The sequence below is a fragment of the Nitriliruptor sp. genome, assembly GCF_040882075.1.
Classification (GTDB): Bacteria; Actinomycetota; Nitriliruptoria; order Nitriliruptorales; family Nitriliruptoraceae; genus Nitriliruptor.
Window position 1 is genome coordinate 57,506 of record NZ_JBBEBZ010000164.1, and the last position, 9,683, is coordinate 67,188.

The following is a 9,683-nucleotide window of genomic DNA, read 5'->3' on the forward strand; positions in this document are numbered from 1 at the left end:
ACCGCGCGGGAAGGTAGCGACCTGCGGTGACACGGCGAAGCGCCGTGCGAGCAGCGGCCGGGGACCGCGGCCCGGTGCGCGACGCGCGCCTCCGGGCCGCGTCGCCCCTCCCGGGGCGGCCGGTCCGCTACGGCAGATCGAGGTCCCCGGAGCGTCCGCCGGTCTTGCGTCGGAGGCGGACATCGGTGATCCGCACGTCCTTCTGGACCGCCTTCACGAGGTCGTAGAGGGTGAGAGCGGCCACCGAGACCGCCGTCAGGGCCTCCATCTCGACACCCGTCCGATCCGCGGCGACGGCAGTGGCGGTGATGGTCGCCACACCGAGGTCGACGTCGACGTCGACCTCGACGTCGACGGACGTGAGCGCGACCTGGTGGCACAGCGGCAGCAGCTCGGGCGTGCGCTTGGCGGCCTGGATGCCGGCGATGCGGACGACCGGGAGCGCGTCACCCTTCGGCAGGTCGCCGTCGAGCAACCGCCGCGCCGTTCCCGGAGCCATCCGCACCTGCCCCTCGGCGACCGCGGTCCGCGACGTCACCGGCTTGCCGCCGACGTCGACCATCCGGGCCCGGCCGCGAGCGTCGAGGTGGGTCAGCTCACCACCGTCCGCGCCGCCGCCGTCGGTGCCCACGCCACCCGGACCGTCCGTGCCAGCCGCCTCGTCCACGGGGTCCTCCATCAGTCGACCAGCAGCTGGACGTCGACCTGGGACCCCGCCGGGACCTCGGTGACGTCCTCCGGGACGATCGCCAGACCGTCGGCGAGCGCGATCGACGACACCATGTGCGACCCCTGGGCGCCGGTCGGCGCGGCCGTCCAGCGACCGTCGCTGTGAGCGAGCCGGACCCGCAGGTAGGAGCGCTTCCCGGGCGGTGAGGTCATCGACGCGACGGCGACAGCCCGGACGCGCGGACGTGCCACGTCACGCCGCCCCTGCATGGTGCGCAGGGCCGGCCGCACGAACACCTCGAACGAGACGAACGCCGACACGGGGTTCCCCGGCAACCCGACGATCGGGACGTCGCGGATCCGGCCGAGGATCTGCGGCATCCCCGGCTGCATCGCGACCTTGGCGGTCGTCACCTCGCCGAGCGCGCCGATGACGTCGGGCAGGACGTCGCGCGTGCCGGCCGACGCACCGCCCGAGCAGACCACCAGGTCCGCGTGCCCGAGGTTCGAGTCGAGCGCGTACATCAGCGCCTTGCGGTCGTCGCGCACGATCCCACCGCTGAACGGCGTCCCGCCGGCCTGGCGCACGAGCGCCGCCAGCATCGGGCCGTTGCCGTCGCGGATCATCCCGGGCCCGGGCGCGTCGTCGGCCGGTACCAGCTCGTCACCGGTGGACAGCACGACCACCCGCGGTGGCGGGTTGCAGGGCACCCGCGTCTCACCGGCGTTGGCCAGCAGGGCGACGTCGGCGGGGGTGATGCGGCGGCCCGCGGCCACGAGCGGCTGGCCCGGCGTGAGGTCCTCACCGACGCAGCGCACGTTGGCCCCCGCCTCGTAGGCCCGGTGGAAGGCGATCTGGCCCCGATCGCCCGAGGTGGTCTCCACGGGCACGACCGCGTCGGCACCCACGGGCAGGGGCGCGCCGGTCATGATGCGCACGCACCGGCCGGGGGTGATCGAGGGCACCTCCGCGCTACCGGCCACGACCTCACCGATCACGGGCAGGTGGACCGGGTCGTCGACCGCAGCACCCGCGAGGTCGGCGGCGACGACCGCGTACCCGTCCATCGCGCTGTTGGGGAAGGACGGGAGCGATACGTGGCTGGTGACCGTCTCGGCCAGCACCAGCCCCATGGCGTCCTGCAGGCGAAGGACGATCGGGTCGGGGCGCGGCAGCAGGTCGATGAGCGCGGCGAGGTGGTCCTCGACGCTGGTGAGCTCGTCGGCCGTCACCACGTCGTGCCGTCCGTGCCCCACGAAACCGCTCACGAGCGCACGTCCAGCCAGGTCCGGAGCCAGGCGACGAAGTCGTCGCCGAGGTCGTCTCGGGCGGCGGCGAGCTCGACCGTGGCCTTCAGGAACCCGAGCTTGTCGCCGGTGTCGTGCCGTGGGGCGTCCAACCGGATGCCAACGATCGGTTCCTCGGCGGCGAGGGTCTGCAGCGCGTCGGTGAGCTGGATCTCGCCGCCGCGACCCGGCGGGGTGTCCCGCAGCACCGGGAAGATCGACCCGGGCAGCACGTACCGGCCGACGACGATGAGGTTCGACGGCGCCTCCTCGACCGGTGGCTTCTCCACCAGGCGCGAGATGCGGTACTCACCGTCCTCCTCACCCGGTGAGACGTCAGCCACGCCGTAGAGGTGGACCTGGTCCTCGGGGACCTCCATGAGCGCGACCACCGCGAGTCCGGTGCGCTCGTGCGCCGCGATCATCCGTTCGAGGAACGGGGTGGCCGGATCGACGATGTCGTCGCCGAGCAGGACCGCGAAGCTTTCGTCGCCGACGTGCTCGGCCGCCTGCAGCACGGCGTGCCCGAGCCCGAGCGCCTCGCCCTGGCGCACCGAGTGGATGCGCGCCATCTCCGCGAGCGCCCGGACCTCGGCGACCTCGTCGTGCTTGCCCTTGGCTTCCAGCGCCTGCTCGAGGTCGAGCATGCGGTCGAAGTGGTCCTCGATGGCACCCTTGCCGGAGGCGGTGACGAGCAGCACGTCGTCGAGCCCCGCGCGGACACACTCCTCGACGATGTACTGGATCGCCGGTCGGTCGACGACGGCGAGCAGCTCCTTCGGTACCGCCTTGGTCGCCGGGAGGAACCGCGTTCCGAGTCCAGCGACGGGGAGGACGGCCTTCGAGACCACGAGCGAGCTCCGGGACGGGGCCGCCGAGACTACCGAGCACGGCTGCGACGCTCCGGGCCTCGTCGGGCCGCCCGGTCGGACGTACGCTCGTCACGTCGCCGGGCACCGGGCGCAGCGAGGTGGGTACGGCACCGTGACAGCGGACGGCACGATCGACGCCGGTGGGGGCACCGAGGTGGCGGACGTCCGCGACCGGAAGGTGTCGCTGCGACGAGCCACCAGGCGCGCCCGCGAGGAGCTGACCGAGCTCGAGCGGGCGAGCGCCTCGTCCGGCGCGGTGAGCCGGCTGCGCCAGCTGCGCCAGCTGCGCCGGGCTCGGGTCGTCGCCGTGTACGCGGGACACGGCAGCGAGCTCGACCTCACCGACCTGGTCGCGTGGCTCCGAGGACGCGGCGCGACGACGGCGCTGCCGCGCGTCCTCGACGAGCGCCTCACGCTGGTGGCGACCACCGAGGCCACCCCGCTCGGCCTCGGGTACCGGGGGATCACCGAACCCGCCGGGCGCCCGATCCACCTCTCCGCCGTCGATGTTGTGGTGCTCCCGGGGCTCGCGTTCGACCCGCTCGGTGGACGGCTCGGCCAGGGCGGTGGGCACTACGACCGCCTGCTCGCCGACCTCCCCGACGAGGTCGTCCGCATCGGGGTGTGCTTCGCCTGCCAGCTCGTGCCGCGCGTCCCACGCGAGGCCCACGACGCGGCCGTCGACACCGTGGTCACGGACCGGGCGACCTACCGGACCCGAGCCCGGACCTGACCGCGAGCCTGGTCACGGGGTGCGTCGCCACGCCGCAGCGACCTTGCGGGCTCGGCGCCGACCGGGCACCCTCCTCCGGTTGGCACTCTCCGCCACCGAGTGCGAGCGCGGGCGTCCTGATCCCACGCCCAGCAGCGACGCATCCGAACCGACCGGTCCCAGCGAGGTCCCCATGCCCACCTACGAGTACGCCTGCCGCGGGTGCGGACAGCACCTCGAGGTCGTGCAGTCGTTCAAGGACGACGCCCTCACGCAGTGCCCGAGCTGCGAGGGCGAGCTGCGCAAGGTCTTCAGCGCCGCCGGCATCATCTTCAAGGGGTCCGGTTGGCACGTGAAGGACTACGCCGGCAACGGCAAGGCCGGGTCGTCCTCCGACGGTGACCGGTCCTCGACGTCCTCGGACGGCGGGTCGGAGGGTGCGAAGACCTCATCGAAGGACAGCGACAGCTCGTCCGGGTCGAGCTCGTCCTCCGAGGGTTCGTCCGCGGAGGGCGCCAAGTCGACCTCCTCGAAGGGTTCCTCGACCTCCTCGACGAGCGACGCGAAGAGCGCGTGACGCCCCGCGTGGGTGCCCGCTCCGGCGGGCACCGTCGCCACGGAACACGGCTGCGCTGAGCTCGACGCGCCGTTCATCCACAGGCGCGCGCCGGCTCGATCGGACGTCGACGCCGCGAGGTGGTCGTCTGCGGCCATGCGCCGCTCACCTCGACCTCTCGCCTCCCGTGCCCCCAGGTCGGGTCCTTCGACCCGGTCCGAGGTGGGCGGCGCACCTCTCGTCCTCGCCCCGTGGCTCGATGCCCTGAGCGACCGCTGGTGGGGTCTGACCCCGCGCACGCGGACCGTCCTCGCGACGTGTCTGGTCGCGGCGCTGCTGTCGGGCGCGGCCCTCCGCACGGCCGCCTCGCCGTACGGCACCCCCGTGGCGGTCCTGGTCGCCGCCGAGGATCTGCCCGCGGGATCCGAGCTCGACCCCAGCGTGCTCCAGCGTGCGCGTTGGCCGGGCGAGTTGGTCCCGGAGGGGTACCGGCTCGACGCGACCGGGACGTTGACCGCTCCGCTCCCAGCCGGAGCGGTCCTGACCGACGCGCACGTCACCGACCGTGGCCTCGGAGGCCTGCTCGACGCCACCGACAGCGCGGTCCCGCTCCCGGCCGAACTGGTCCCGCCGCTGCCCGTCGGCACCGTGGTGCAGGTCGTGGCGACGGGCGTCGACGGCACCGGCACCGTGCTCGCCGACCGCGCCGAGGTGATCGCCAGCGACGGGGGCTCGCTGTGGCTGGCGGTCCCCCACGCCGCCGCCGCCGACGTGGCCGCAGCGGGACTCCGCGGCTCGGTCGCCCTCGCGGTGCGCTCCCCGGGGTGACGACCGGTCCGTCGGGATGGACGGGACCGCAGCCTCGCACGTCCGCCGGCCCCGTCTAGGCTCCGGGCGCCCGCCGGCGGTCCCCGTCCGCTCCCGCCGCGCTCGCCTCCACGTGTTCCTCATCCTCCAGGCGATCGTGCTCGGCCTGCTCCAGGGGCTGACCGAGTTCCTCCCGGTGTCGTCCTCGGGCCACCTGCAGGGTGTCCCCTACCTGCTCGGGTGGGAGTCCGGCTCGCTGACCTTCGACGTCATGGTCCACGCCGGGACGCTCGTGGCCGTGATCGCCTACTTCCGCGAGGACCTGTGGTGGCTCGCCACCCGGTCCATCGGGATCGGGGCGGTGGACGGTGCCGAACAGCGTCGGGCTCGCCGGGTCGTGATGCTGCTCGCGGTCGGCACGCTCCCGGCCGCGGTCGCCGGCGTCGCGTTCGAGTCCACCTTCGAGGCGGCGTTCAACTCGCCTCGGGCGGTGTCGCTCTTCCTGTACATCACCGCGGCGCTGCTCGTGGTCGCCGAGCGGATCCGTCGCAAGCGAGCGGCAGCGACCATCGGCAAGCCGGTCGCCGACCTCGTCGGCTCCGAGGGGCAGCTCGACCCCGGCCGGCGCGAGGACACGGTGACCCTCCGTGACGCGGCCGTCATCGGTGCCGCGCAGGCGTTCGCCATCTTCCCCGGCGTGTCGCGGGCTGGATCCACCATCGCCGCAGGCATGCTGCTCGGCCTCTCCCGGGCCGCCGCGGCACGGTTCTCGTTCCTGCTGTCGGTGCCGATCATCGTCGGCGTGACGATCGCCAAGCTGCCCGACCTCGGGACGGCCGAACCCGGCACCCTGCCGTTCGGGTCGGTCGAGATCGCGGCCGGGGTCATCGCCGCCGCCGCCAGCGGGTACTGGGCGATCCGGTTCCTGCTGCGCCTGGTCCAGACCGACGACCTGATCGGGTTCGCGCGCTACGTCGCGGTGTTCGCCACGCTGCTGCTCGCCGGCACCTTCATGATCGGCTGAGCAGCCGTGCGGGGTGCTCGTGGTGGCGGTGGCGGTCAGCGGTCGAGGACGTCGTGGAGGAAGGCGGTCACCCGCGGGTAGGCGTCGATCCGGTTGACGAGCTTGGCGAGCCCGTGGCCCTCGTCCTCGTAGATGAGCAGGTCGCAGCGCACCTTTCGCTCGGTCAGGACCTCGTGGATCTGCTCGGCCTCGGTCACGGGGACGCGCGGGTCGTTGCGACCGTGGATGATCAGCAGCGGGGCCGCGATGTGATCGACGCGGTTGATCGGTGACGCCGCCTCGAGCACCTCACGGTCGTGCTCCAGCGAGCCGTACTCACGCTCCCGGAACGCCCGCCGCCAGCTCGAGGTGTTCTCGAGGAAGGTGACGAGGTCACTCATGCCGACCACGTCCACCCCGGCCGCCCACAGCTCGGGCTGGAAGGCCAGACCGGCGAGGACCATGTAGCCGCCGTACGACCCGCCGTAGAGCGCCGCCCGGTCCTGGTCGAGGTCGTCCTGGGTGCCGAGCCAGGCGTGCAACGCGGCCAGATCGGCGACCGAGTCGAGCCGCTTCTCGACGTCGTCGAGGTGCTGGTAGGCCTTGCCGTACCCGGTCGAACCGCGCACGTTCGGCGCGACGACGGCGAACCCCGACGCCACGAGGTACTGCGTCAGCGGGTTGAACGACGGGCGGTGCTGGGACTCCGGGCCGCCGTGGATGACGACGACGACCGGTGCCGGCCGACCGTCAGGTGACGGCGCGGGCCGGTGCACGAACGCCGGCACCTCGAGCCCATCGAACGAGGGGAAGCGGACCAGCTCGACGTCGATGAAGTGTTCCTCGTCGACCTCGTTCGGGCTGACGGTCGCGCGCTGGCAGGTCGAGGTCGTGGTGTCGACGATCCACACGTCGCCGGGCACCAGCGACGAGGAGAACGAGTACGTGAGGTGGCGGCCCTCGCGGGTGAAGCGGTAGCCACTGGCCACGCCGTCCCCCGGCAACGGGACCGGGCCACGGACCTCCAGGGTCCGCGGGTCGCGGAGCTCGGCACGCGAGATCCCATCCTCGTTCCAGCTGACCAGCAGCTGGGTCCCCGACCAGTCGAACGCCCCGCCGGTCGACCAACCGGTCTGCACGACCGGTTCGAGGTCCACCTCGAACCGGTCGTGGTCCCCGTCACGGACCTGGCCACGCCAGAGGGCCGCGTGGTCGCGCCCGACGTCAGCGGACAGGACGAAGGTCGTGGAGTCGGGCAGCCACGAGGGGGTCCCGACCGCGGACGGTTCGAGGTCGTCGTGGGGCAGCAACTCGACCACGGCGGGGTGCTCGGCGGTGACGGGTCCTTCCGAAGGCAGCGCCTGGAGGTCGACGAGGTACACCCGGTTGTCGCCCGGTCGGGTCGTGACCTCCGTGACGGCCAGGAAGCGGCCATCGGGCGAGAACCCGCCGGGACCGGTCCACCCGCCGGTGGCCAGGACGCAGCGTTCCTCGCCGCTGCCGAGGTCGCGGACCCACGTGTCGAAGGCGACCCCATCGCCCCGGTTGGTGGCGTAGGCCAACCTCGTCCCGTCACGCGTCACACCGCCGGGGCGGTGGATGAACTCTGGGTCGACCACCAACGGGTCGAGGTCGTCCGGGCCGGTGTACGGCTCGGCGGGGTCAGCCGGGGCCGTGTAGAGCTGGTGGCGCTCGTTGCCGCCGCTGTCGGTCGCCAGCAGCAGCACATCGCTGTCACCGCCGGCCGGGTCGGCGGGCAGGTAGCCCGCGCCGGTGGGCTCGACGAAGCGCGTCAGCGGCACCAACCGCTCGGCCGGGGCGGGCAGGTCGTGGTCATCGAGGTCCAGCCGGTGCACCTGGGCGGTCCCCGGCAGGTTCGAGCTGACCAGCAGCCTCCGGCCGTCGGGTGACCACCCGGTCGGAGCCGCGGTGCGGATCTCGAGGTAGGCGCGGACGTCGGGAGCGGCGGTGTGATCGGTCATGGCCCGAGCCTACGGGCGGGCACGCGGACGTCCGGCCGAGGCCCACCTCCCACCTCGATGTGGCCGCCTACCGGTAGCTCCCAGGGGGCGGACCTGCCCCTCCAGGCCTACCGGTAGGCGCCAGGACGGCCTACCGGTAGACCACAGGGGGCGGACCTGCCCTTCCTGGTCTACCGGTAGGCGTCGGTGGGGCGGTGGGGCGGTGGGGCGGTGGGGCGGTGGGGCGGTGGGGCGGGCTGGCCTAGCGTGAGTGCACCGGGACGGCGAGGGAGAGCGCGCGTGGGCACGACGGGGCTCGTGCTCGCCGGTGGCGCCAGCCGCCGCTTCGGGTCGGACAAGCGGGTGGCGTTGCTCGAGGGCGTGCCGCTGCTTCGCCGCGCGATCGACGCGGTCGCGGCGGTGAGCGACGAGGTGATCGTGTCGACGGCACCCGACCGGCCACTCCCGGCCGGGGTCGACCTGCCGGCGGGTGTCCGCATCGTCACCGACGAGCCCGGTCACGCCGGGCCGTTGGCGGGCCTGATCGCGGGCCTGACCGCCGCGTCACACGAGGTGGTGGTCGTGCTCGGCGGCGACCACGCCTGGGCCCGCCCCGTGGTCCTGCGAGCGCTCCGGGACGCGGTCACCGTGGGAGGCGTCGACGCGGCCGTCCTCGAGGTCGACGGGCGGCAGCAACCGTTGGCCGCCGCCTACCGCCGTCACGTGGCATCGGTGGCCCGCCAGCGGCTCGAGGCGGGCGACCTGCGGGCCGTCGCGCTGCTCGAACACCTCGACGTCACGGTGGTCAACGTGCCGGGGGCGGCGCTGACCGCCCGGGACGTCGACGTGCCGGCCGACCTCGACCACGCACGTCGCACCTCCCGCGTCGAGGTGATAGCGGTCGACGCCGACGGGGCGGCGGCACGGGTCACAGACGAGCTGGTCGGCGAGGAACCGCTCCGCATCCTGATCGCCGGCCCGGGTCAGGAGCCGCTCGAGGTCACCACGACGATGCGGACCCCGGGCCACGAGCTGGAGCTGGCCGCCGGCCTGCTGCACGCCGAAGGACTGCTCGCAGCCGGTGACATCACGGGTTCACGTACCGGCGCCGTCGTCACCGACGCACGTCCCGACGACACCATCGTGGTCGAGGTCCGCGAGCCCGTGGATCCCGACGCCTTGGTCCACCGCCACGTGCCCGCCACCGCGTCGTGCGGGGTCTGCGGCCGGGCGTCGATCGACGACCTGCTCGCCCGTATCGACCCGCTCCACGCCCTCGGACCCACCATCGACTGGGCCGTCCTCGCCGGACTCCCCGACCAGCTCCGCGCCGAGCAACGCGCGTTCGACGCGACCGGCGGGCTGCACGCGACCGGGATCGCGACCGGCGACGGCACGCTCGTCACCGTGCGCGAGGACGTCGGTCGGCACAACGCTCTGGACGCCGCGATCGGCGCCAACCTCCTCGCACGTGACCTGCCGCTCACCGACCACGTGGTCGTGCTGTCGGGCCGGGTCGGCTTCGAGCTCGTGCAGAAGGTCGCCGTGGCCGGCGCGACGATCATCGTCGCCGTCGGCGCCCCGTCGAACCTCGCCGTCCGGACCGCGGACGCCGCCGGCGTGACCCTCTGCGGCTTCGTGAGAGGCGGCACCGGCAACGTCTACACCCACCCCCACCGCGTCCGGCTCCCCTCACCCTGAACCAGGAGCGGGCGGCTGACAGGCACCGGGCGGGCCGGCGGTCATGAGTGACGCGTCAGCCGCCCACTGCCCGGACCACGCCCACTGCCCGGACCACGCCCGCTCAGCCCAGGCC

The 9,683-nt window shown here is 73.6% G+C and carries 9 protein-coding genes; 5 read left to right on the forward strand and 4 right to left on the reverse strand.

Features of this window, described 5'->3' with window-relative positions; genetic code table 11:
- Window positions 1–127: 127 nt before the first annotated feature.
- Genes moaC through galU form a run of 3 tightly spaced genes read right to left on the reverse strand, consistent with a single transcriptional unit; the run spans window position 128 to window position 2,807 of the window.
- Window positions 128–631: a cyclic pyranopterin monophosphate synthase MoaC gene (gene moaC, locus WEB03_RS10520; protein WP_368070917.1), complete on the reverse strand. Its 504-nt coding sequence runs from the start codon at window positions 629–631 to the stop codon at window positions 128–130.
- Between the two features lie 47 nt (window positions 632–678).
- On the reverse strand, window positions 679–1,938 hold the full coding sequence (glp, locus tag WEB03_RS10525) for a gephyrin-like molybdotransferase Glp (protein ID WP_368070899.1): 1,260 nt from the start codon (window positions 1,936–1,938) through the stop codon (window positions 679–681).
- Window positions 1,935–2,807, reverse strand: a complete 873-nt coding sequence (gene galU / locus WEB03_RS10530) for a UTP--glucose-1-phosphate uridylyltransferase GalU (RefSeq protein ID WP_368070900.1) — start codon at window positions 2,805–2,807, stop codon at window positions 1,935–1,937. The genes glp and galU overlap by 4 nt, the downstream gene beginning before the upstream one ends.
- 133 nt (window positions 2,808–2,940) lie before the next feature.
- Here galU and WEB03_RS10535 point away from each other — a divergent pair, with 133 nt between their 5' ends.
- From WEB03_RS10535 to WEB03_RS10550, 4 genes are all read left to right on the forward strand, one after another.
- Entirely contained in the window at window positions 2,941–3,561 is a 621-nt protein-coding gene (locus WEB03_RS10535) for a 5-formyltetrahydrofolate cyclo-ligase (protein ID WP_368070901.1), read from the forward strand.
- Window positions 3,562–3,733: 172 nt separating this feature from the next.
- The gene (locus WEB03_RS10540; protein ID WP_368070902.1) at window positions 3,734–4,117 is read left to right on the forward strand and encodes an FmdB family zinc ribbon protein; all 384 of its coding nucleotides are present in this window, start codon (window positions 3,734–3,736) and stop codon (window positions 4,115–4,117) included.
- Between the two features lie 201 nt (window positions 4,118–4,318).
- Window positions 4,319–4,924 (forward strand): SAF domain-containing protein, encoded by a 606-nt coding sequence (locus tag WEB03_RS10545; RefSeq protein ID WP_368070903.1) that lies wholly within the window; start codon window positions 4,319–4,321, stop codon window positions 4,922–4,924.
- 112 nt (window positions 4,925–5,036) lie between these two features.
- Window positions 5,037–5,927: an undecaprenyl-diphosphate phosphatase gene (locus WEB03_RS10550; RefSeq protein WP_368070904.1), complete on the forward strand. Its 891-nt coding sequence runs from the start codon at window positions 5,037–5,039 to the stop codon at window positions 5,925–5,927.
- A gap of 35 nt (window positions 5,928–5,962) precedes the next feature.
- Here WEB03_RS10550 and WEB03_RS10555 read toward each other — a convergent pair whose 3' ends face one another.
- Entirely contained in the window at window positions 5,963–7,888 is a 1,926-nt protein-coding gene (locus WEB03_RS10555) for an alpha/beta fold hydrolase (RefSeq protein ID WP_368070905.1), read from the reverse strand.
- A gap of 279 nt (window positions 7,889–8,167) precedes the next feature.
- Between WEB03_RS10555 and WEB03_RS10560 the strand changes: the two genes are divergently transcribed.
- Window positions 8,168–9,568: a formate dehydrogenase accessory sulfurtransferase FdhD gene (locus WEB03_RS10560; RefSeq protein WP_368070906.1), complete on the forward strand. Its 1,401-nt coding sequence runs from the start codon at window positions 8,168–8,170 to the stop codon at window positions 9,566–9,568.
- Window positions 9,569–9,683: the final 115 nt, after the last annotated feature.